Raw genomic sequence first — 21,613 nt, 5'->3', positions numbered from 1 at the left:
TTTTTATCCGATCCATCGCAGCGAAGCCACTTGGCATCACTGATGGAATTAACGGCATTGATGATGGTGCCGACTGGCAGGCCGCCAGACAAAAACTGCTCAAGTGTAGACATTAATAAATTCTCCAAGTCGTGCCGTTGAACCGAAGTCCAAAGCTGATGTTATTTGTGGCGACAGTCATATCCTCCGCAGCCCCCATGATCGTCTGACCGTTGCGCGCAATAGTCAGGTTGTTCGTATCGAATGCGCCGTCATCGTCCATGAATTCAACGAAGTCGTTTGCCGATGGCGATGCCGGCAGCGTGATCGTCACGGCAGCAGATGTCGTTCCGACCGCGATCCTCTCGCCAGAGATTGCCGTGTAAGCGCCCGTTTTTCGCTGCCATGCAACGAGACTCAAACCGCGTTCGCCAGACAGGCTGACAGTCCAATCTGTATAGGTTCCGGTGCCCACCGTTGTAACCACACTGACCGTCATTGAGCCAGTCGCGCTGTCATGCGCGGTGATCGCGCCGAACATGTACGAGCCAGAAGGGTCACTTGTACGCGCAATGTTCACTTTCTGGCCGATAGCGAACGATTTCCCTGTCTGGATGGTGAACGTCTTGCTGCCCGTACCTACCGAAATGCTAGTCGTGCTGGTTGCCGAGGTGCCGGGAGCATTGGCGGCAGAGGCGGCGCTTGATGCTGCCGCTGTGGCACTGGTCGCAGCGTCGTTCTTGTAGCCGAGTGCAAGCGCCACTTGATCGACGCATGCCTGTATCTTCGCTGCTGCCTCCACAAGAAAGTCTGACAACGCGGGAATGAAGCGCGTCCGATGCCCGCCATTGCCAAGACCAGTCGATGCATTCGAGTCGTCTGTATATGTATTGCCGTTGAGATTGACTGAATTCGTCATTTAGATAAGCTCCTTGACTTCGACGGCAGTGCGGTAGTTTCCAAAGCGGTCATGCACTAGTTCTCCAATACTTTTGAGCCGACCAACGTAGGCGCGGCGCGGCATGTTCGTTACATCATCCGGATCGGGCACGATGAGCAATTCCCCGGAGATGCCGAGCATCCGCTGCATTTCCACGATGCGCGTATAGGCTTCCTCGTCGCTCAACCAGTCGAGATCAAATCGCGTGATTCGGTATTTCGTCTTTCCGTCGAAATAGTCCACGCCGCCGAGACTCGTTTCGATCTGGCTCTGATCTTCGTAGCGCAGGCTAAGTCCGTAGGACATGTTGTAGGCCGGTTGCCAGGTATCAGCAAGGAACAGTCGCCCTATTTGAAGGTATCCGTCAGCATTCGTCGTGTCACTAATGTCAATCTCCCACCAGCGCGTCGTGGTGCGGCTGAATGTATGCGTGAATGGTGATTGATAGCCAGCGCGGGATTCCGGAGAGAGCGTGCCAAGCCAAAAGTTATTGTCTTCCCACTCCAGCAGATCGAGCGGAACCATACCGGACGGCCAGCCGTTCACATAACCGGAGTCATACATCGGATTGGTCGTCAATTCCGCCTGCGTCGCCGCTCCGCGCAGTCTCACAGTTCCATCAACGGAGATGTTATGCCCGACGAGTCCGAGCACGCCGATCGTGCGTTCTTGGCCCAGATCGATGGTGAATGTAGTTGATGCTTCCGTTGCATCTGTGCTGCGCGCCACCTTTGCAAATACCCGGCTTTGCAGGTTCGCCAGCGGCAACGATGCCTGCCACGAGCCGCCCGAAAGCGTGCCCTCGTCGGTGCGGTTCGGATAGCCGAAAATGATGTTTTGTGCCACTTGTTATCCCCACACTGTCAAGTCAACGATACCGGTGCGCAGATCCGGCTGCATTCCGATCACGACGAACGAACGCCCCGCATCAAGTCCGAATCGTGGATAAGCGATCTCGATTACTTCGCCGAGATCAATGCTGCTTGCTAGTACATCGTCCAGCCCTGCGCGCACCTCGAAGCGGTCGCGGCGCGTCTTGTAGAGATCGAGGCGGCGCGTGTTTTCGGTCGCGGATGCCGTTGCATCAACCAGCAGCGTTTCGAACTCCAGCTCTTGCGCCAGCAGATGCGCCGTTTTGACTGATGCATCCTCCGCAACAACAGTGCGCCACTCTTCGCGGATTTCGGCGCGGCGCGCATTGGTCACGCTCCCGGCGAGATCGTTATCCTGCGTCGTCCAATGCCGCTTGTATTTGAGCTTCGAGCCCCACGCGGGAATGCCCGCCCCCGCATCGTTCGATGCAACACGGTCGAGTCGAATGATTTCAACGCCTGTCAGTGTCGCCACTGGCGTGCCGGTCGGCGCTTCGAGGCGCTTCGTGCGGAATACACCAGTGCGATCTACGCCCCACCACGCACCAATTGAATTAGTGAGCATGTCGAGCGCGGAGCGGATGTTCATTTCCGCGTCTACCCACAGTCCTATTTCGGCACTATTTGCGGTATCGAGATCAGTAATGTCCGATGCTGAAATGTCGGCGCTGGAAACTCCGCCAGGCCCGGTAAGAATCGACTTCACCACCTGGGCAACCGTTCGGTTGCTTGCCGCCGCGCCCTGCGTCACATCCGCCGTAATCTGCCCAGCCGGAGAACTGCCGAGCATGAAATAGCCCTCTGCGAAACAGGTGATGAAGGCACCGGCAGCAGGTACTGCGGCGAGCATCAATGCACTTGTCGCATAATCAGCGCCCTTGGTCAGTGCCACGCCCCGGTCATAGACCGCCGTGATGTCCGTTACTGCACCATCGTTCACCTGATATGCAAGCTTCGACGTGTTCACGCACGGCGGCGCGACGTTGTAGACCTTCCCGTACGCTTTTGGCTTCGGCTTTCCCTTCAGGTCGCCGTCAACGCCTTCCAGACCGGCTGGCAGCACGTTGGAGCCTGCAAACTTGTTCGGCTGGATCGGCTTGTCGAGTTCTGCTTGACGATCGCGCAGGCGGATAGCTACTTCGCTGATCGAGATCCGCGGCTGCTCCATCGTGCCGAGTAGCACCGTCGTCCATGTCGGAAGCTGCCACGGGTCCATTTGCCCGCGAATGATCTCGATTTCGCGCCCGTCCAGACCGTAATCCAGAAACGCATCAAGGCCGCCATCCGAATTGACGAGCACCAGCTCACCATAGCCGATCGTGCTTTCGCCTCCGGTCGTGCCCTTCGAAAAGCAGTCGCGCCGCATCGATGCCGGTTGCTTGATGCGCGGTTCGTAGTAGACGTGCGCTGCCACCCCGGGCGGGCGATATGCAGAATTCGTCCCGGTGACAAAGCCGGTGCCGGAGCAATAGCGCAGGACTACTTCACTCGCGGTGTCCGGGTCGTAGACAGTTACATGCGCAAGATAAATGACGCTCATCGCGCACCTGCTAATCTGCTCTCATTCTCGATGGAGGACAGACGCTGCGCGACGCGATCGAGTCGATCGTTTTGCCCTTGGCTGATGCCGTTGCCTGCCCTGATCTGCATCAAGACCTCGCGCAGCAGAGACACCATCTCGCGGTTATTTGTATCCGACTCTTTGACTTGCGATGCCGTCTGAACGCGTTCGCCCCGATGCAGTTCGGCGCGGTATCCGTCGAACGGAACATAATCGAGCCCGTTGGCATGTGACCCGTGCAGGTACTCGTCCGAATTCAGGAATGCGGCGCGGATGTCGTCCATCGACGTTCCTGCAAGGGCGCGCATCTGCCAAGTGTGAATCTCATCTGCAGTGCCGGAGCGGCCAAGAATCGACGTGTACAGGTCTTGGACCATGTTTTCCGGCGAGTTCTGGATGCCGGCGCGCACTTGATCTAGTGTCCCACCGCTGTTGAGAACGTTCATCCAGCTCGCCAGACCAGCGGAATCCGCCTCATGACCGAGAATGTCGCGATACATGCCGCTGATTGCCGACTGATTCGAGTTCGCAGCCGTGACGGCGTTTTGCACCGTGCGGAAGGCATCGATTGCCGACTGTAGCGACATCACGCCGGTATTCAGACCGAGTAGCGCATTAACTTCTTGCTGACGCAGGTTCAGTTCCTGCTGTGCGGCTTGGGCGTCCGGCAGCACCGCCTGCAGGTTAGCGATGGCATCTTCGACAGACGTTACTGAGGCATTGACTGTAAGAAGTCCGGCAACTTGCTGATCGAGTGTTGTTTGCTGTAACCGTGCGGCGTCGGCGTCTGACAATGCTGCTTGCAAGTTCGTGATGGCATCTTCGACAGACGTTACTGAGGCATTGACTGTAAGAAGTCCGGCAACTTGCTGATCGAGTGTTGTTTGCTGTAACCGTGCGGCGTCGGCGTCTGACAATGCTGCTTGCAAGTTCGTGATGGCATCTTCGACAGACGTTACTGAGGCATTGACTGTAAGAAGTCCGGCAACTTGCTGATCGAGTGTTGTTTGCTGTAACCGTGCGGCTTGGGCATCCGGCAGCACAGACTGCAAATTTGCGACTGCTTCCGCGACCGATAGTGCTGAATTATTTGACGCAGTGAGCACGCCAGCGACTTGCTGATTGAGCGATTCCAATTGAGCGCGCCCATCATCCGCTTTCGACTGCGTGAACGCCTGAACCGCCTGCAATGCGGCATCCGCTGATGCGAAATCGGATGCATAGGCTCCCGAGCTGGCGTTAAAGCCGCGCGAAGCCGTCAGAAACGCGCTTGCGGATTCCTGTAGACGCCCGATCGCTTCAACGTCGCCAGAGCCGGCGGCCGCAGAAATACGTTCAAACTCCGCCTTGGAACGAAGGTATTTTTGTTCAGGCGAAAGCGTAGAGAGGTCGCCACTGGCAAGTTGATTGCGGAAGTCGGCGAGCGACTTTGTGAACGCGTCGAACTGATCTATCGTATTTTGAAATGCGTCGGACTGTGACTTGACTGCCGCATCCAGCGCCTGACGCGCAGTATCAGCAGCAGCAATGCGGCGGGCATTATCTGCGGACTCGCGGTCGTAGGCTTGCTGTAGCGCCTGCCGCGCCGTATCGGCGGTTGCAATGCGCCGAGCGTTTTCTGCTGACTCGCGATCATATGCCTGCTGCAGCAATTGCCGCGCAGCGTCTCCGGCACCAGCACGTCGCTTCAGATCATCCCACGATGATTGAAGTGCGGACCGTGAAGAATCGAGCGTCGAGTTGATGCCCGACATGAAGTCCTGAAATGTTGTGAGCGCGTTTTGTTCTGCTGTGGCGATGTCTTGGAGCGCATAGATGCGCTGCTGAAGCGGTCGCAATGCCTCATCCATGGCGGCAAGTTCACGCTGGCGCTGGATTGCGAGGGCTCCCGCTGCGTCGCCGGAAAGCTCCATGATGCGAAGCTCCAGATCGGCGCGCTGGTCGGCTATGCGCTGCGATGCTGCGAGCGCTTCTTGCTGAATGCGCGCAGTTTCATCTGCCTGGCGCTGCGCGTCGGCAATTGACTGGTCCGCCATCTGCTTGGAATAGTCGGCGACTGTTCCGAATGCGCCGGACACGCTCAGAAGTGCGGCAACCGCAGGCGCGCCAGCTTCACCGAGCGCCAGCTCTTGCTCAACCAATGAGCGGAACTCCTCGCGTGTCGTCGGCATGGCAAGCCCGACAGCAGACAGAGCATCCGATACCCGCCCCGACACATTCGCGATCTTCTCTGCTTCGCTGAAATAGCCATCATAGAAACCGCTCATGCCAGCAACAAACTGATCGACGCCGCCCGAAGCGGTCACAAGGGCCGACACCGCCGCATCGCTCAGATTCGAGAACCCGGCGAATACGTTGCCCATGCTGACGAGTGCCTTTTGAACAGCATTGATCTTGTCCACGACAGCGGCAAGATCCGTCAATGCCGGCGCATTGCCAAGGTTGTCGAGCATCGATTGCGCCCAGCCAGGCAAGCCGATGTCGTCGAGTGCCGTACGGACGGATTTGCTCAGCTCGGTGAGGTATTGCGTGCGCCCAGCTTCCCCGTCGCCGAATTCGCGCGGTGCCCATGAGCTGTTGCGCGTGTCTTGCCAATCGACAACCTTCTCGCCGAGCTTGGAGATCAGGAGCGCGCCCCACGCACCGTCTTTCGACGTGTCGTCAGCAAACGCGGTTGCAGCCGTGTAGCCCGCCGTCTTGCCAAACGTCGATGCGGTACTGTCAAGGATGCCGACTATCGATTTGCTGATGCCACCGACGAAATCAGCCGTTTGCTGGCTGAAATCGACACCGCCGAAGCCGGTGCCGTAGTTCGTGTCGCCAGCGCGTGGCCCTGCATGCGTGCCGTTTGAGCCGGTCAGCAGGCCGCCAGACGCGCTGTATTCGGCGAGAGCGCCTGTATGGTACGTGCCCGAGTGATCAAGCGATTTGGCGATTGAATAGATCGCGACTGCGGCTGCAAGATAAGGCATCGCCGACCCTACGGAACCCAGGATTCCGGAAGTTCCTGCGGCTTCCGTCGCGACGGTGCTTGCAACAGGCGCACCCATGCCGCCACCGGCCAGCCCCATTGATGCGAGCGACGATGCGCCGCCGATGCTACCCGCACCGGTCAGCCCCATGCCTGTGGCACCGAACCAGCCTGCGACGGTGTTATAGGCTCCGCTCAGGCCGACGGCATTCGCCATACCGCCAAGGCTGGAGAGTCCGTTGTAGGCGCCGGCGGCATTGCCAATCAAATCGAGCGGGCCCATCGCTCCGGCGTTTGCGATGCCGGGCACGCCGCTGACGGATGCGCCGATCGAGAAAATCCACTTCTTGAGCGTCATCTGGTACAGCAAGTCAAGAAGACCGTTTTTCAGCGTGTCGCGTAGCCGATCGAACGCATTTTTCCCGCTGTCGAAAACAGAAACGAAGGTGTCATGTGCGGTCTGGTCGATGCTATCGAAGATGGATTTCCACGCCTGCTGCACCTCGGTCTTTTGCAACACCCCGATCAGCTCCCGCTGCGCTGCAATCTGCTTTTCGATCGCGCTATAGCCTTCGGATCCTTCGAGATACGATGCCTTGGCGGATTCCAGCTTGAGCAGGGTGATGGCCGCGATCTGGCTCTTGCTCATGCCAAACTGCGCATATTCATCCTGGGCAGCTACCAAGGCGTCGTTGGAGGCCTTGACGGCCGCGTTATAGCCCTCCGTCTGGGAGCGGAAATACTCGTCGATGGCATCCTGCTCTTTGCGGCGGAGATCGGCGCGCGCCTCGGCGATATCCTTGCCGATCTTTTCCATCTCCTCCATCTGCTTCTTGGCCTTGGGCTGCAAGGCGATCAGTTCCTTGACCGCCTCGACATACTCTTGCTCGGTAATGCGCCCCTTGTTGCGGATGACCTGCAGCCGGGTCAACTGCTCCATGTAGTCGCCGTTGATACCGGCCAGCTTCGCGAGAAGCTTCTCCTGCTCCTCCAGCTCTTTCTTGTAGGCCTCGGCAGCCGCCTTTGCCTTCGTTTGCCCGTCAAGGAAATCGCGCAGCCGTTGCGCGTTCGCCGCGGCGGCCGCGGCCTTTTTGCGCTCGATCTCGGGATCGGCCTGGTCCGGTTGTTTTTCCATGGACTTCTGCAGGTCAAGGATCTTCGCCTTGGCCGCTGCGATCTTTGCATCGAGGTCATCAGCGGGTCCAAATAACCATACTTGCAGAAAGCCGGAGCGGGTACGCTCTTTCCAGTCCTCCAGGTTAGCAATTTCTTTTTGCAGATTTTGGACCTTGACCTTAGTGCTCGCAAATTCGTCGGTGAACAGGAATGCGCCCAAACCTCCCAGAGCGACCCACACGGCCCGCAGCTTTCCAGACTCCTCGTACGCAGTCCGGATAGCACCGATCGCATCATTCATCCCGGGCAGCATGTCACTGGCGAGCGACATGGCAAACCCGTCGGACGTCATCTTCAGTTCGGCGAGCTGGTCGTTAAACTTGTCCGCCTGGTCGGCCGCCTCCTGCGTAATCTTCGACAGGCGCGCGCCCTTCTCGACCATGGAGCCGATGGACTCACCACCTTCCGCCAGGATGGGTGCGAGGCCTTCCCATTGTTTGCCGAGGGCTTCAGCCGCAACCGCGGCGCGCAGCTGGGGATCCTCGATCGACGAGAAGATGTCGGATAACTGCTTGAGCGCCTCGATCGGGTCCTTGGCGGTGACGCCGATCTTGGCGAACTTCTCGGCGTTCTTGCCCATCTCGACCGAGAGCTTGTTGACGCCCTTGGCGACGCTTTCCAGATCGCTGCCCGACTGGACGGCCGCCAGCTTCAATCCTGCCAGCTGCTCGATCGAGAGCTTCGTCGACTTGGTCAGGTCGTTCAGATTGTCGGCCGTGTCGATCGCGTTCTTGATCATCGACGCAACACCGACAGCGGAGACAGCCACGCCAAGCCCGCCAAGCACGCCAGTGACGCTGCTGACCGAGCCCTTGAGGTTTTCGAGATGCGTGTTGGCCTCGCGCACGTTCGCCCGCAGCGACGCGAACGCATCTTTCGTGCGGTCTTGCGCCTCGATCAGAATTCCGGCTTTGTCGCTCATTTAGATTGCCTTTAACTGCTGCTGGATCTCTGCAGCAATGGTATGAAGATGGGTGTTGACGATGCCGCCCAGGTCGAATCGCCGGCGCATGGTCGCCGACTTGATCAGGATGGCGATCGGGACATCGGTACCCGCCTTGATCCGCTTGCCGCCGTTCTTCGTCCGGTATTCACGCCGGAAGCGGCTCAAGGCCTTTCCGTATTCCGGCTGATATTCGGCCATCAGGATGATCTTCCCGTTGACGTTGACAAAATGACCGGCGCCGCTTCGAAGCACCGTGTCGACCACGCGTTTGAAGGCTTTGCGTCCCATGCGTGTCGGGAGCAAGGGAATCAGCATCGACCCGGAAATGACACCGCCTTTCACATGGATGCCAAGCCAGGGAATCTTGCTTCCGATCAGCAGCGCCGGCATGCGGTCCGGCTTGCGGTCGTACAGCTTGGCCCGCATCGACTTGACGAAGGCAGGCTTGGCGACGCGAAAGGAAGAACTCATTTGCGCGCGAATCTGCGGCATGACCTGCGCGCCTGCCTTACGCATACCGTTGCCGACGGCGGTCCGTATGGCCGCCTGCTTTTGCTTCGTCCACGCGTCGAGTTTTGCCGGGTCCAGCAGTCCGGAAACGGAGGCTTTAATCAACATGATGTGTCAGCGTTCAACAGTTTCAACGCCGCCCTTTCCATGATCATCAAGCCGTCCAGCAGCTCGATGCGCCGCTTCTTCGTTACGCCGCGCAGCGACATTTGCGCGTGAATGGCCTGGTCGTCAATCCGCATATATCCGCCGCCCGGCCCGATCAGCCAGCGGTTCTCCAGGATGAGAAACCAACGCACGGTTTCCCAGTTTTCCGGGAGCACCTGGAAGGTCGGCATCTCACCGAGGTATTCCGCCAATTCAGCATCAGGGATGCCGCTTTCCTTCAACTGCTTTGCCTTGGCCGATCGCGCCCGATTCTGGGTGACCCAGTGCCGGGCGGCGTCTACGAGTTTTTTGCCTTTTCGCCCGTGATCGATGCGGTAAAGGCGTTGGCGATCGCACGGTCGGCGCCCGAGATACGCCTGATGCTTGCCTGAAGATCGTCCGGCAGTTCGTCGTACTTGCCCTCGTCGTTCTTCGCCTTCATGTTCACCAGGACGCGGTCCACGACCTTGGAGTAGATCAGGACCTTCACGCCATCTTCGTTCACCGAGCGGGCGCTCTCGAAGATGTTTTCGACCTCATCCTGGTCGACGCGGTGGAATTCGGCGTCGAATTGAATGTTGTTCTGCTTTCCGCCATTGGCAGGAACCTTGACTGTGACAGGCCAGGTATAGGTGTCGCTGAGCGCTTTGGTTAATTGTGAAAACATGGTTTTCCTTGCATAGCAGTGATGGCGACCGCCGGCCGAAGCACGGCGATCGCAGCCCTTACAGCGTGGCTTCGGAGTTGATGATGGTGACTTGAATGTCGGTCGCCAGACCGGCATCGTTCGTCGCCTGGTAGTCGACGCCAAGGACAATGCCCTTGTCGGTCGGGATGCCGGATCCTGCATCGCCGAAGTACTTGGTGGAAGGCATATAGAACTCGACCGAGCCCGTGGCTGTGCTGAAGAACAACCGATTGCTGGACGCCGTTTCGTTCAGCACCTTGTTGATCATCGTCGCGTCTTCCAGCAGCGTCGTGAGCTTGCCAGTAAGATCACCGCGGCCTTCCCTGGCCGTCGCGATATTCCTGCTACCAACCACCCGGACCGGATCCAGCGCATTCATGAGCGCGATGTCGAAGCTGATCGCGTTCACGGATTCGCCGCTTTCCAGAATGACAGCCTCGTGGTGAACAAACGGCGCGTGCGTGACGCTGGTCGGCACGCCAAGCGCCGATCCGCTGGGAGCAGTCATTTGCTTGCCGACCACATCAAAGGATCCGGTCACCAGGCCGGAGGTGCCGACAGACAGACTCATCTTGTCGATCCGGCAGCCGTCGAAATCTTCGTAGACGCCGATATCGGTATGCGCAATTTCAACACCAAGGCCTGCCGGAAGAGCGCCACGCTTGATGACGTGCTTGTAGGCTGCGGCGCCGACTGTGACCTGTGCGCTCGCTCCGGTCACTGTTCCCGTCGTGGTGATGGTTAAGGCATGCGACGCCGTGCTCGATTGCAAGGTGTAATCGCCTGCAGCCGATACATCGACGCCGGCGCCAGCGGTTTCACCGTTCGCCGCCCAGGTCAAGGAGCTTCCGGTGAGCGTCAGCGTGCCGGCGCCCGCTGGCGTACCGGAATCGGCGCATTTGACGATGACGTTCGTCAGCCCGCCATCATCCGAGACCAGCTTGACGTTGGTCGTTGTCACCGGGCCAATCGCATGCTTGAGAAGCGTGCCAATGCCCAGCAGCGGAAGCTCGAATGGCAGCGAGCCGCTGACCGTGATATTTCCCCCGCGTGCGGCCGCCACGTTGCGCGCGGACGAGAGCGCGTTGGACACGAGCTTCTCGACGTTTGCCTTGAGCGACACGCCCGCCACGGCGGCAGCAATCTTTTTGAGGGACGGCGATCCCGGGCGAACGCCGTAGTTGGTCTCTTCCCAGATGGCGATATACGAATTGGCGCCAGTGGCTTGATCCATGATGCTTACTCCTTTTCAGTGTGGTGCAGACGTCTGCACACGTGACGCGGTTTATTTCGCCGGCGTTTGCGCGCTGGCGTCCGATTGCTTCGATTCGACCTTGGCAGTTCGGACTTCAAAGCCATACTCGGCCTTGCGCTCCTTCAGAGCCGCCTGCTTTGCCATGTCGTCGTTGACATCGACCCATTCGTTGATGACGAGCGGGATGTCGCCCAAAGACAGGGTCTCCGGGCCTTTTGTGTAACGGATTTGAGGCATCGCTATTCCTTTCATTGACTGGATAAATCTTTCATCCTGGTGCGGTATTGGATCCGGTACTGGACCGCAATCAGAGCCGCACCACTGTCGGCGTCTTCCAGATCCCACTCCGTCCCGACTTCCTCGATGTTCACGGACAGGCCGCCAAGGCGCGTATCGGCCATGATCTTTGCGTGCGCCGATGCAAGCACCGGATCCGCCTCCTGGTCCGGAGTCTCCGAGCGGGCAACGACGTCGATGCGCACGGTCAGGTAGCGATCGGAGACGCCTCCCGGCAGCGTGTTGTTTTCTTCACTCGCGGGCGTTACCACCAGCGCCGGAGACTCCTGTCGCGACAAGGCCTGTACGCGTGACCGAAAGATTCGGTCACCCACGCCGGATGTGCCGGCCAGCCTGGTCACGATCGACTGGAGGATCTGTTCTCGGATGCTCATTGCTTACTCAAGGTCACGGTGCTGAAGAACCCGTCGCCCTTCTTCTTCGGATTGGCGCGGATCTTGTAGGTGGCAGCGCCGAATGTCAGCGTCTCACCCATCTGAAGTGCCGGCATATCGGCCGTCTGGAACTCGATCTCGAACTCGCTCGACTGCACCATCCCACCCAGGAGCTGGACGTCCGGCTGGACGAATCCGATATCCACCGGTGCGGAAGGGCCAGAGGATGGCTGATATTCCGCCTCGACCAGCATGCCGGCTGCCTTGAGCGCGGGCCAAAGTACGGAAGCATCAAATGTCATGGGAATGCCGGGCGGGTCTCCCCGCCCGTCCTATCAGGCGGCGACGATGCCGGCCGCACGCAGTGCAGCGAGGATGGCATTGATCTTTGCCTTGTTCTCGTTGGCGAGCGCCTCCGCACTGGCCAGATCGGTTGCGTCCGCCGTGGCGATATCGGCGATCGCAGCTTGCGGGCCTTCCAGGGTCGACGGCGCGCAGCAGTTGAGGATGACTTCGCCCGTTGCCGACGGGTTTGCGGCCGCAATGTGGGCAGTGCCGATCAGCATGCCAACCGTGCTGTCGCTGTCGCAGCGCTTGTTCGCGTCGTCCCAGTAGATTTTCTGGCCTTGGGTCCATGCCTGCGCCGATGTCTTTGCGAGCGTGAATACACCCTCGCGACAGCCTTCGACCGCTGCACCGGAGACTGCGGCATAGCTCGCCACGGCAAAGATTGCGCCAACCAGAAAGCCGGCGCCGCTGGCAACGTCATAGGGTGCCGTCAACGTGACGACGCATCCTTCCTTGATAAAGTTCTTCATGTCATGCCTTTCAAAACGGAGAGAGTGGAGGAGGAGCGCCGCCAAGCAGCGCTCCCAGCTGAGCCAAGCGATGGATCAGCCGTTGCGGTACAGGCCGCGATGGTCGACCGCCTTGGCTGCGAAGTCGAGACGGGCCTTGACCTTCATGCCGTCGATGTCGAAACCGATCTCGTTCTCGATCCAGACGCCCTCGGATCCGTCCAGATAGCAGTATTCGACCGTGTCGACCTGGCCGCTGTTGGCGGCGAGATACCACTGAGATGCGCTTACTGCATCGAGGACCGGCTCAACGATCGGCTCCAGTGCCGTGCGGCCGCCAGAGCGGAATTCATTCACGTCCGATGACTTTGCCGGCACGTAGTTGGCACTGGTGTACTGGTAGGCGACCTGCTCCAACGCAGCAGGCACGATCAGGAATGCCGGGACGATGTTGAGCTCCTCGGACTGCAGTCCCTTCTGCACACGCATGGCTCCACGGCCAGCACCGAGCGTTGCAGTGGCAATAGCGCCAGCAGCCGCCAGGTTTCCGTGATCGGCATGGAAGAGCGCTGTGCCATCGCTCATGACCGGATTGCCAGTCAGTTGCGCATACACCAGGCGATTCTCCAGACGGCTCGCAGAAGCGCCGAAACCAGCAACAAGACGGTCGAGCGCGCGCAAGTCGTCGTTCACGATGGTCTGACGGTTGACGGCAACAATGCGGCCGTACGTCAGAACGCCATAGGTTTCCTTGCCGTCCGCGATCGTGCCGTATTGGAACTCGCCACTCTCGTTGACCTTGAGCAGGTCCGGTGCGCCGCCGAGCTGGGTTACCTGAATCTGCTTGAAGTCCGGTGCATTCGGTGCACGGCGCGCCCAGCGGGTATAGGTACGCTCGGATTCTTGATAAGCCTGGCGCAGCCGCTTGTTCAGCACGTTCGCAAGGATTGCCGGGAAGTCCGACGTGCTGTGCATGGCGCGCGCCGCGATTTCGATGCCCGACAAGCCACGTACGCCGACGCCGTTAGCGATCAGCGACTCTTCGGCAAGTCGCAGCAAGGACATGTGACGGTACTGCCGTGCACCATCGCTGATCTGAGCCTTCGGATTGAGACGATGCACAATCGCCTCGGCCATCATGGCGCGACGAGTCTCCGTCTCGTCCGTCACGGTGACGATGTTGGCAGCGGAGCGGGTCGGCACGGCTTCGTCGCGCTTGGCCTTTTCACGCAGTACTGCCATGCCTGCTTCTGCAGCAGTCATGTCCGAGCGTGCAATCAGCTGGTCGGCAAACGCGGGTTCGAGTCCGCCCAGACGCACTGCCTCGCGGATGCCGGTTTGACGCTCGCCCTCGAGGCGAGCGCCTTCAGCGCGTGCCGCTTCCAGGAGAGCTGCAGTGGCGACAGTGCTCGGCGCCGCCGACGTGTTTTGATCACCTTCCATGGTGGTTTCCTTTCTGGATTGAATGCCGGCGGCTGCCGGCGGTTGAGAAACATCGTTGCTACGGGTATTGAATTTGCACGGCGCCATACGGCCGACTGGAGGCTTTCCAGGCTGGTCCTGACTGTCGCTGCGCACGCCACAATCTGCATCGGCGCCGATTGGCACCAGCGAGATCTCGGTCGGCTCCCAGTCGATCGCGACATAGCGCCACGGCTGGCCGTCAGCGGCCGGAGGAATCCGGTCGTACTCGTACACGGAGTAGCCAACGGACACATTGCCGATGATCTTGTCGACGACATCCTGGTAGTAGGGCTCGACATCCTCCCTCTTGGAAAACTCGACGGTGGCGAGGCCTTGTCCTGCTTCGAGCGAAGCTTGGCGAATCACGCCCATGACCGCGGCGAGGTCGTATCGCCAGTGCGTATTCAGCAGCGGCGCACGGCCGGACTCAAGTCGTCCCATCCGCACATGTTTCGGATCGAGGCTCAACTCTTCGATGTAATAGCGGTCGTTGTACCAGTCGTACCGCATGACGCCGGCGCCGGTCGTCCACACCAGTTCGACCGTCCGCGATTCGGCATTGACCGTCGTCACCGGCGCCAGACGCGTCATCATCGGAATTTGCAGCACTTCGATCGGAGCATCGTTCGGTTTCATGTCGTCCTCAAAAAGAAAAAGCCCGCCGGTTTGCACCAGGCGGGCACGTTATCAAGTGGCCTTCCCTATTCGGCCTGTATCAGCTTGGCAGCCGTGTCTTCGCTGATGAGTCGTTCGCTGACTGCCGCGTCGGAATCAACCAGGACCGCAAGCGTCTTGAGAAGCCCTCTTTCCGTCGCGATCTCCTGCATCACCGCTTCAGGATCATCACCACGCGCGCGGATGGCTTCCGACAGACTCATCATGCCGCCGCGGATCGCTTCCTTGATCGCAAGAACGTCCTTCAAGGGATCGACCCACTCCCGCTTCGGCATGGTCCACGTGAATTGCTGAGCCGGGCCACGCTGCACCCCCGCGAGGATCGCGGTCTCCTGGAAGCGGCGCGCGATCGGATTGAGCACCATCGGAACGAATGCCAGCCACTGTTCTTGCGCGATCAGCTCCCGAAACTCCATGAGACCCGCGCGAATGCTGCTGTAGTTCACGCGGGATAGATCGCCTGTCAGCTGCTCGTGCGTCACACCGGCGCCGGCTGCAATCGCATGCAGCTGCGTTGCCGTGTACTCGCCGTATCCGCCGCTTGCCGCGGGCGCACCGAATTCCACGCCCTCCGCATTGGACAGGTACTTGATCATGCCGGGCGAGACCCGCTCATTGGTGCCAAGCCCCTGCGCGTCTTTCTTGGCATCGCCAAGGCGGGTAGCGTCACTGTCGGTTCGCACGAATGCGACAAAGCACGCCTCGATCTTCTTGCGCACCAGCTCGGCCTCCTCGTAGTCGGCAAGATTTCGCAGACGCAAAAGAGAGACTCCCAACTCCGGCATCCCGAGCACTTGCGACGGGCGGCGCTTACGGTAGTAATGAAGTACCTCGGTTGCAGGCACGCGCTTGCTTTCCAGCCCGTTCGCCCGACCGGTAATCGCCTCGCCAGGGTGGACGGGATACAGCCAGTAAGCCACGCGCTGACCGATCGAGTTGAACTCGACACCGCCGATCGCGAAGTTGCCGTTGTTCATCGGCCCGGTCTTGAACAGGTCGAGATGGTCAGGCTCCAGCACCTGGATCTGCAGCGGCACGCGCAGCCCGTCCTCCGGACGTCGCTGGCGGAAGCGGATCAGCACAGAACCGCTCTCATGCCTCGTCCGCGCGGCAAGTTCCATGCAGCCATTGAAATCAAGTTGCCCATCCGCGTCGCATTCCTGCGTCCATGCGTTCCAGACGTTCTGGTCCGCGGCTTTTGCCGTTACACCAGTCCCGACCTGCGCGGCCGACAGTGTGTTGATCGCCTTCGCCGCATATTCGTTGTTGCGCACGACTTCCCGACAACGATTGCGCACACGCGCTACTGCAGGAAGAATTTCGGTGTTGGCGCTTCCGCTTCCGGCATTCCATCCTTCCGTACGCCGGCCGACTTTGGCAGCGTCGTAGGACCGCGCCACGTCAAGCGCCATGCGCGCCTGAAACCGGCGCACGCCCGCCATCGGGTCGAAATAGCTGACGAGTTCATCAATCAGGTTCATATCAGTCCCGGCTAAAATTTGCGACGGACGCCGGTCCACGGTTGGACGTCGTCTCCACGGCGATGACACCACTTGCGATCAAGGAAGCCTTGACGAAGTTGTATGCCGTGAGCAGGTCGCCCATGCTGCGGTACTCGACCTTCTTGCCGTCGTACTGGACCGATAGCTGGCCCATGGCGATCGCGGTTTCCAGCGCCGTCAGTTGTGTGGTTGTGAATGCCATAGCGTTTAGTCCAGCCAGTTGTCAGTTTCAGGAAGCCAGTTGTCCGATGCCGGCGACGGGTCCGATTGTCGTGCTTCGATGGGTGCAGATGTCTGCACCGGTTGCGGCTCTAACTCCTGCCCCTGAGTTTCAGCGGCACCGGGAGATGGGTCGAGTTGCGGGTTGCTTGCGCCGAACAGGTCACCGACGCGCGGCTCGATCATCTGCCGCAGGTGATCCCAGTCGGCTGTTTGCATCCTGTTGATCCGCACTGCCGGATGACAGGCTGCTACGTAGGCGTACACCCACGTATCGAGGTCCTCGTTACGCTGGCGGATCTTGACCCATCGCCCGCTGCGCTCGTCGTACACCTCTGCCGTGATCTGCTCGAAGAACTCGTCCGGCAGTCCGGCCGGGAACCGCACCATCCGGTCTTCCGGCTTGACCAGGACGGCAACGCCATCAACAACAACCTCATCGCCGGCAATCCGGGCAAACAGCGCCGCCTTGGCGGTATCGGTACCGACCATCCACAGCTGGACGCCATTGCGCTGGACGTCACCCTTCGAATTCTTGACGTCCTGCCGGGTCGGCCTGGTCAGGATCGGACGGTTCGCTACCTTCGCGCCCTTGATCGCGATCACGCCGTCATACCGATGCTGGCGCGCGTAGTTGTAGACGCGATGCGTCGCAAAGCCGGTATCGATTGCGGTCATCGCAATGCGGACATCGACGCCGAAGTTGTTTCGGATCGGGCGATGCCGGAACTCGGTCAGCGCGTTCCACACGTCTTGCTTTTCCGGGTCGCCGATCAACTCGACGCGGTCGATGGTGGCGCAACGCTCGTTCTCGCCCCATCCAACCAGGTGAAGGTGGAGCCGGTCCTTTTGGACGTCGACGCCGAGCGTCAGCACCATGATGCCGACCGGCATCGTGCGCAGTGCCCAGCCCTCTGCACGCAGCTTCAGGTCGGAACCCTTGACCCGGTCGCTGTGATCCTCGTACGGCTCACCCTTCTGCAGGTTGATGAACGGTTGCAGCTTTGCTCGGTCCTTGCACGCCACCAGCCACTTCGCCGCGATCTGCGCCCAGGACAGGCCGAGGCCGATCGGTGAATACAGCGCATTGATGTGATAGCCGAGCCGCGTGCGATCCGGGAAGCGATGCTTCCAGTGCGCGCCGTTTTCCTCGGCCAGCATCCATGTCTTGTGACGCTCCTCAATCGCCTCGCCGCAGCACTGGCACATGTAGACCGCAGTCTCTGGCTTGTGCACCTTGCGCCCGGTCTCGTCGACGCCCTTCTGCCAGACCAGGTAATCGAACTTCAGTACCTGCAGCTCGCGGCAGTGCGGACACGGAACCCAGTACTCCGCCTGCGATGATGCGTCGTACTCTTTCGCGATGTGCGACGTTTCCTTGCGGCCGGGCGTGCTGGACTTGTAGCGCTTGGCGCGCGGGAAGGTCACAGTGCGCTGTTCCGACAGCGCGATCGGATCACCCTCTTCCTCGACGTCGTGCGGATAGCGATCCGTCTCGTCGAGGCCGAGGTTCTTGATCGGCATCGAGGCGAGCGAGCTGGCCGCATTCGAGCCGGTCATCACCAACATGCCGCCTGGGAAATCCTTGACCAGGGTCGTGTTGCCGCTGTCACGCGACCTCGCCGGAGGCACCTTTTCGCTCAACGACGGCGAAAGGTCAATCATTGGCGCGATCCGCTGCTTGCTGTACTTCTCGGCGGTGTCAACCGTCGGCTGCACCACCAGCGTCGGCGCCGGCGCATGATCGATGATGTAACCGAGCCAGTTCAGCAGCACCTCAGTCTTGCCGACCTGGGACGCGGCCATGAAGCAGATGTCGTTCGCCGGGTGATACGGAGACAGGACATCCATGATCTCGCGCAGGTACGGCGTGCGCGATGTGCGCCACGGCCCTGGCTCCGCAGCGCCCTTGGTCGGCAGCACGCGGTTCAGATCTGCCCACTCGCTGACCGTCAGCTGCTCCGGCAGTTCCCAGGCCTCGGCGACGGCGGCCAGGATCGCCTCATACCCATCGACCATGTTCATGATCCTGCCTCGACTTTCGCGCGCTCCCGCAGACGTTGGATCTCGCGAAGCATGACCTCGCACACCCGCTCGCACTCCAGGCGCAGCAGCTCGTGTACGCGCAGCGGATCCGTTTCCGGCGCCAGCATTTGCGCCAGACGATCAGGCATCTGCAATAGTGCCGACCGGGCCGCCGCGTGCGTGTCGTGCACGGCGCGCAGGATCGGGGCAACCTCAGCGATTTGCCCTTGCAGCTTCAGCAGCTCGATCTTCTTGAGCTGCGCATCGATCTGTTCCTTCTCGGTCCGCGCCAAGTGGTAGGCGCTGCTTGTTGCATCGCCTGCGCCAGAGCGGCGCGGTGAGGCTGGCGCCGGCACCGGGTCCGCTGGAGGAGGCTCCATGGCGGGAGCAGCAGTGAACAGGTCTGCGGCCCCATCTTTGCTGTTGCGGTACGCGTCCCAGCGCTCGCGCACGCCGGACTTGCTCAGATCCCCTGTCGCCTCGATCAGGCGCAGCGACTCTTCGACGTTCACCATCTTGCCGTCGTCGGATAGCACTAGCCGATTCAGGTCCTTCAGCTTGGTGACATAGCTCTGCGCGCACCCGTAAATCTTCGCAAATGCAGTCTTGGAAACGTACCCATCCATATGCATTCACCAAAATTCACTACACCAAATGAATTCACTTCACTCGGTGGACTTCACTAAGTTCAGAAATCTGCGACAAGAAAAACCACGCGGCTTCGCTACCCGTATCTCTTCCACAGGGGGAAGGACCCGCGAAAAATTTTTCATGGTCAGATCACAGAAGAAAATCGCTGCGTCGATTGGCTACGGCGCAGCGCAAAGCTTCACATGCCATGGCACATATGAAGAGGAAAGAAAAAGCCCGCGAACGCAGGACTCTAGGCGATCGCGGGCAACTGCACACTCAGGAGAGTGGAGGAGAGACAGGGTTAATCAGGCGCCTCAGTAAAGGTCACGTAGTATTTCTTGCCTTGCTTGAGCTTCTCGACAACACCGGCATTCCTGACCGATGCGGTGAACTCAGCGCAGGGAGTCCAGTGGCCGAAGATCGCGTTCTCAGACATCTGCTGCTTCTCGGTCGATCCTTCCCACACTGCGCCGAAGCGTAACTGCGAGGACGGCATCTGCGAGTTGTCGGACGCGCACAATGTGCCGCCGGATTGGATCGAGTGGAGTTGCAGCTTGCAAACCATAATGGCTTCAGACATACGTCACCTATAAGAAAGATTCCCTTTCGGGCTGATATAGGGGTTTTGTCTTACAGTCTTGCGCCCCAAACGAAGAAGCCCGCGCTGATGGGGATCAGGCGGGCTTCGATACTTCTCTTGCACTGCTTGCTATGGACTAGCGGGCTGAGGGAGTCCGGCACTCCAGCGATTCAACTGCTCACATCGGCCAGCGGCGATAAGCGTTGCCATCCTGTTTCCGCAACGATGCGGAGCACGGTACGCCCATACATTGGCGATCCTTCATTCCGTGCCGATGGATCTACTTACCGGCTGTCACCCTCACGACTGGCGACTGGTCAGACCGGATGGCCGCCGTGGTTAGGCACCAACCATGCATAGTGCACTCGCCATGCGTGAAGGCCCTCGCTACTTCCTCGGCTTCAGATACCACCCGAGCCAGCGTCGAACATCTTCCCGTGTCGGTTGGTTCATCGCTGCCTCCTGGTCGAAGCCACAAAAGAAAAAGGCCCGAATCAATCGATTCAGGCCTTGGTCGGTATTTCTGCGAGGTTGGTGAAAATATAGGTGAAGTGTTTCACCGTGTCAAACTATTTTTGCTTAACCTCAATTCACTCGCGCTTAACTCATGAGCCATCACAATTCCCTGCTCAGCGAAATATGGTGAGAGACGGTTGACTGCCATGTCCTCCAAAGGCCGCAGGATCTTCTTGACCTTGCCATAGGCGCGGAAGTACTTCAGGTGATCACCGCCAAATGTCTTGGCCAACTGGCGGAAGCTGATCTCGGTCTTCGCGTGGTTCGCGTAGAACTTCGCCACCATGCAGTCCATCACCGAACTCGGCACGTCAGCAAATGCAGACGTCTGTACCAGCCAGTCCGACAGTGCCTTGATCGCAACGGCCTTCTCGCCGGAGAACGCATACCTGCGCTTCTTGCCGATGTCCTCATATTCCGTCATGCAGTACTTCGCCTGCAACGCCCACATCTCCGGATCAGGCAGCCTGGTGCGTACGGCCAGCAGGATCAACGCGCACTGTGCCCGCACGTCATTCGACGACAGTCCGTCAAAGTGCACCGTCCCGGATGGCTCGCCGCGCAGCTGGCCCAGCCACGCACTCAGGCGCGGAGACAGGTTGCTCATCGCATCCAGGATGCGGACCAGCGACTTGCGCAGCATGCTGTCCTGTTGTGCCGGCTGCGACATGATCGTGTACGCCACGTGGATTGCCTGCCCCGTGCTTTCGAATATTGCGACCTGGTACGGCTGCTGGTCGATCATCGACATAGCTTCAACTACGTGCCGGAAGGATTCCACGTTATACCCAGCCAAGTCAGCGAGCAGCTGCTGCTCCGCCACTTCGACGTACTCATCCGAAACGATAGCCTTCCCTGCACCATCGCTTGGTTGCCATCCCCGCGTGATCGTCTCCCGCCTGTTCTTTGTGCTCGTCATTTCGCCCTACCTTTCAATGATGCAATCATGTCCCGAAGCTGCTCAGCCTCACGCTCGTCATCCAGCCAGATATCCGGATTGCACGGCTTGATCTCGATGCCGCGCCGGTTTGCCAACGCTCGCGCCTCGATGATCCAGGACGCCGGATACAGCCTTGCTATGCCCTGCTCATCCCATCGCGCCACTGCCACGGATCCGGTATCTCTCGTCCCCGCAAGGACGCCGTTCTCGCGCGCGAAGAACGTAGACTCGCCAGCGAACCCTTTCTCGACCTGCTTCCAGATCGCATCGTCACCGAACTCCCGACAAAGGCTCTCAACAAATGCCGCCATCTCTGGCATTTTTTGCCTGAATTCTTTTCTTGCACTCATCTATTCACACCCTTCACATAGGTATTCACATCTGTAAGCCTTATCCTTATTAGCTTGTGAACAGTATTAACAGTGTGAATAGTTAAAAAGTAGATCTGTGAGAGAAAAGCAATCGTCTTATTGCTCACGCGCACACGCGCACATGGAAGCGAGAAAAAACCGTTAACACTATTCACACCATTCACATATCCATATT

General features: G+C 59.5%; 20 protein-coding genes. All 20 read right to left on the bottom strand.

Annotated features, from left to right (window positions below; genetic code table 11):
• Nucleotides 1-112 precede the first annotated feature (112 nt).
• Nucleotides 113-898, bottom strand: coding sequence for a hypothetical protein (locus E6W33_RS24365; protein WP_136419977.1), 786 nt, complete (start codon nucleotides 896-898; stop codon nucleotides 113-115).
• Nucleotides 899-1,765 (bottom strand): hypothetical protein, encoded by an 867-nt coding sequence (locus E6W33_RS24360; RefSeq protein WP_136419976.1) that lies wholly within the window; start codon nucleotides 1,763-1,765, stop codon nucleotides 899-901.
• Nucleotides 1,766-1,768: 3 nt separating this feature from the next.
• Complete coding sequence (locus E6W33_RS24355) at nucleotides 1,769-3,331, bottom strand: hypothetical protein (RefSeq protein ID WP_136419975.1); 1,563 nt, start codon at nucleotides 3,329-3,331, stop codon at nucleotides 1,769-1,771.
• Complete coding sequence (locus tag E6W33_RS24350; RefSeq protein ID WP_136419974.1) at nucleotides 3,328-8,421, bottom strand: DUF4214 domain-containing protein; 5,094 nt, start codon at nucleotides 8,419-8,421, stop codon at nucleotides 3,328-3,330. Before E6W33_RS24350 ends, E6W33_RS24355 begins: the two co-directional genes overlap by 4 nt.
• The gene (locus E6W33_RS24345; RefSeq protein WP_136419973.1) at nucleotides 8,422-9,063 is read right to left on the bottom strand and encodes a DUF6441 family protein; all 642 of its coding nucleotides are present in this window, start codon (nucleotides 9,061-9,063) and stop codon (nucleotides 8,422-8,424) included. It lies immediately after the preceding gene.
• Nucleotides 9,057-9,344, bottom strand: a complete 288-nt coding sequence (locus E6W33_RS24340; protein ID WP_136419972.1) for a DUF1799 domain-containing protein — start codon at nucleotides 9,342-9,344, stop codon at nucleotides 9,057-9,059. Before E6W33_RS24340 ends, E6W33_RS24345 begins: the two co-directional genes overlap by 7 nt.
• A gap of 56 nt (nucleotides 9,345-9,400) precedes the next feature.
• Nucleotides 9,401-9,769 (bottom strand): hypothetical protein, encoded by a 369-nt coding sequence (locus E6W33_RS24335; protein ID WP_136419971.1) that lies wholly within the window; start codon nucleotides 9,767-9,769, stop codon nucleotides 9,401-9,403.
• A gap of 58 nt (nucleotides 9,770-9,827) precedes the next feature.
• A complete protein-coding gene (locus E6W33_RS24330) occupies nucleotides 9,828-11,024 on the bottom strand; it encodes a phage tail tube protein (protein ID WP_136419970.1) in 1,197 nt (398 codons plus the stop codon).
• Between the two features lie 51 nt (nucleotides 11,025-11,075).
• Nucleotides 11,076-11,282, bottom strand: coding sequence for a hypothetical protein (locus tag E6W33_RS24325; RefSeq protein WP_136419969.1), 207 nt, complete (start codon nucleotides 11,280-11,282; stop codon nucleotides 11,076-11,078).
• Nucleotides 11,283-11,293: 11 nt separating this feature from the next.
• On the bottom strand, nucleotides 11,294-11,716 hold the full coding sequence (locus tag E6W33_RS24320) for a DUF3168 domain-containing protein (RefSeq protein WP_136419968.1): 423 nt from the start codon (nucleotides 11,714-11,716) through the stop codon (nucleotides 11,294-11,296).
• Nucleotides 11,713-12,018 carry a hypothetical protein gene (locus tag E6W33_RS24315; RefSeq protein ID WP_136419967.1) on the bottom strand — a complete coding sequence of 102 codons (306 nt, stop codon included), beginning with the start codon at nucleotides 12,016-12,018 and terminating at the stop codon, nucleotides 11,713-11,715. The genes E6W33_RS24320 and E6W33_RS24315 overlap by 4 nt, the downstream gene beginning before the upstream one ends.
• A gap of 33 nt (nucleotides 12,019-12,051) precedes the next feature.
• Nucleotides 12,052-12,534, bottom strand: coding sequence for a capsid cement protein (locus E6W33_RS24310; protein WP_136419966.1), 483 nt, complete (start codon nucleotides 12,532-12,534; stop codon nucleotides 12,052-12,054).
• 75 nt (nucleotides 12,535-12,609) lie between these two features.
• Nucleotides 12,610-14,613 (bottom strand): prohead protease/major capsid protein fusion protein, encoded by a 2,004-nt coding sequence (locus tag E6W33_RS24305; protein WP_136419965.1) that lies wholly within the window; start codon nucleotides 14,611-14,613, stop codon nucleotides 12,610-12,612.
• A 65-nt stretch (nucleotides 14,614-14,678) separates the two neighbouring features.
• Nucleotides 14,679-16,133: a phage portal protein gene (locus tag E6W33_RS24300; RefSeq protein WP_136419964.1), complete on the bottom strand. Its 1,455-nt coding sequence runs from the start codon at nucleotides 16,131-16,133 to the stop codon at nucleotides 14,679-14,681.
• A gap of 1 nt (nucleotide 16,134) precedes the next feature.
• Entirely contained in the window at nucleotides 16,135-16,356 is a 222-nt protein-coding gene (locus tag E6W33_RS24295) for a hypothetical protein (RefSeq protein WP_136419963.1), read from the bottom strand.
• Between the two features lie 5 nt (nucleotides 16,357-16,361).
• Nucleotides 16,362-18,398: a phage terminase large subunit family protein gene (locus tag E6W33_RS24290; protein WP_136419962.1), complete on the bottom strand. Its 2,037-nt coding sequence runs from the start codon at nucleotides 18,396-18,398 to the stop codon at nucleotides 16,362-16,364.
• On the bottom strand, nucleotides 18,395-19,024 hold the full coding sequence (locus E6W33_RS24285) for a hypothetical protein (protein WP_136419961.1): 630 nt from the start codon (nucleotides 19,022-19,024) through the stop codon (nucleotides 18,395-18,397). The genes E6W33_RS24290 and E6W33_RS24285 overlap by 4 nt, the downstream gene beginning before the upstream one ends.
• Nucleotides 19,025-19,332: 308 nt before the next feature.
• Entirely contained in the window at nucleotides 19,333-19,611 is a 279-nt protein-coding gene (locus E6W33_RS24280) for a hypothetical protein (RefSeq protein ID WP_136419960.1), read from the bottom strand.
• Nucleotides 19,612-20,167: 556 nt separating this feature from the next.
• Nucleotides 20,168-21,046: a hypothetical protein gene (locus tag E6W33_RS24275; protein WP_136419959.1), complete on the bottom strand. Its 879-nt coding sequence runs from the start codon at nucleotides 21,044-21,046 to the stop codon at nucleotides 20,168-20,170.
• A complete protein-coding gene (locus tag E6W33_RS24270) occupies nucleotides 21,043-21,387 on the bottom strand; it encodes a hypothetical protein (RefSeq protein ID WP_136419958.1) in 345 nt (114 codons plus the stop codon). Before E6W33_RS24270 ends, E6W33_RS24275 begins: the two co-directional genes overlap by 4 nt.
• Nucleotides 21,388-21,613: the final 226 nt, after the last annotated feature.

Origin of the sequence: Herbaspirillum sp. ST 5-3 (genome assembly GCF_004804275.1) — a bacterium.
GTDB lineage: Bacteria > Pseudomonadota > Gammaproteobacteria > Burkholderiales > Burkholderiaceae_D > Noviherbaspirillum.
The sequence above is the reverse complement of the archived record's forward strand: the minus strand, read 5'-3'. Positions and strand labels throughout refer to the sequence as shown.

Coding starts and splice junctions, on each gene's coding strand:
- E6W33_RS24365 (WP_136419977.1), bottom strand. CDS start 898: ATGACGAATTCAGTCAATCTCAACGGCAATACATATACAGACGACTCG.
- E6W33_RS24355 (WP_136419975.1), bottom strand. CDS start 3,331: ATGAGCGTCATTTATCTTGCGCATGTAACTGTCTACGACCCGGACACC.
- E6W33_RS24350 (WP_136419974.1), bottom strand. CDS start 8,421: ATGAGCGACAAAGCCGGAATTCTGATCGAGGCGCAAGACCGCACGAAA.
- E6W33_RS24345 (WP_136419973.1), bottom strand. CDS start 9,063: ATGTTGATTAAAGCCTCCGTTTCCGGACTGCTGGACCCGGCAAAACTC.
- E6W33_RS24335 (WP_136419971.1), bottom strand. CDS start 9,769: ATGTTTTCACAATTAACCAAAGCGCTCAGCGACACCTATACCTGGCCT.
- E6W33_RS24330 (WP_136419970.1), bottom strand. CDS start 11,024: ATGGATCAAGCCACTGGCGCCAATTCGTATATCGCCATCTGGGAAGAG.
- E6W33_RS24325 (WP_136419969.1), bottom strand. CDS start 11,282: ATGCCTCAAATCCGTTACACAAAAGGCCCGGAGACCCTGTCTTTGGGC.
- E6W33_RS24320 (WP_136419968.1), bottom strand. CDS start 11,716: ATGAGCATCCGAGAACAGATCCTCCAGTCGATCGTGACCAGGCTGGCC.
- E6W33_RS24315 (WP_136419967.1), bottom strand. CDS start 12,018: ATGACATTTGATGCTTCCGTACTTTGGCCCGCGCTCAAGGCAGCCGGC.
- E6W33_RS24310 (WP_136419966.1), bottom strand. CDS start 12,534: ATGAAGAACTTTATCAAGGAAGGATGCGTCGTCACGTTGACGGCACCC.
- E6W33_RS24305 (WP_136419965.1), bottom strand. CDS start 14,613: ATGAAACCGAACGATGCTCCGATCGAAGTGCTGCAAATTCCGATGATG.
- E6W33_RS24300 (WP_136419964.1), bottom strand. CDS start 16,133: ATGAACCTGATTGATGAACTCGTCAGCTATTTCGACCCGATGGCGGGC.
- E6W33_RS24295 (WP_136419963.1), bottom strand. CDS start 16,356: ATGGCATTCACAACCACACAACTGACGGCGCTGGAAACCGCGATCGCC.
- E6W33_RS24290 (WP_136419962.1), bottom strand. CDS start 18,398: ATGAACATGGTCGATGGGTATGAGGCGATCCTGGCCGCCGTCGCCGAG.
- E6W33_RS24285 (WP_136419961.1), bottom strand. CDS start 19,024: ATGGATGGGTACGTTTCCAAGACTGCATTTGCGAAGATTTACGGGTGC.
- E6W33_RS24280 (WP_136419960.1), bottom strand. CDS start 19,611: ATGTCTGAAGCCATTATGGTTTGCAAGCTGCAACTCCACTCGATCCAA.
- E6W33_RS24275 (WP_136419959.1), bottom strand. CDS start 21,046: ATGACGAGCACAAAGAACAGGCGGGAGACGATCACGCGGGGATGGCAA.
- E6W33_RS24270 (WP_136419958.1), bottom strand. CDS start 21,387: ATGCCAGAGATGGCGGCATTTGTTGAGAGCCTTTGTCGGGAGTTCGGT.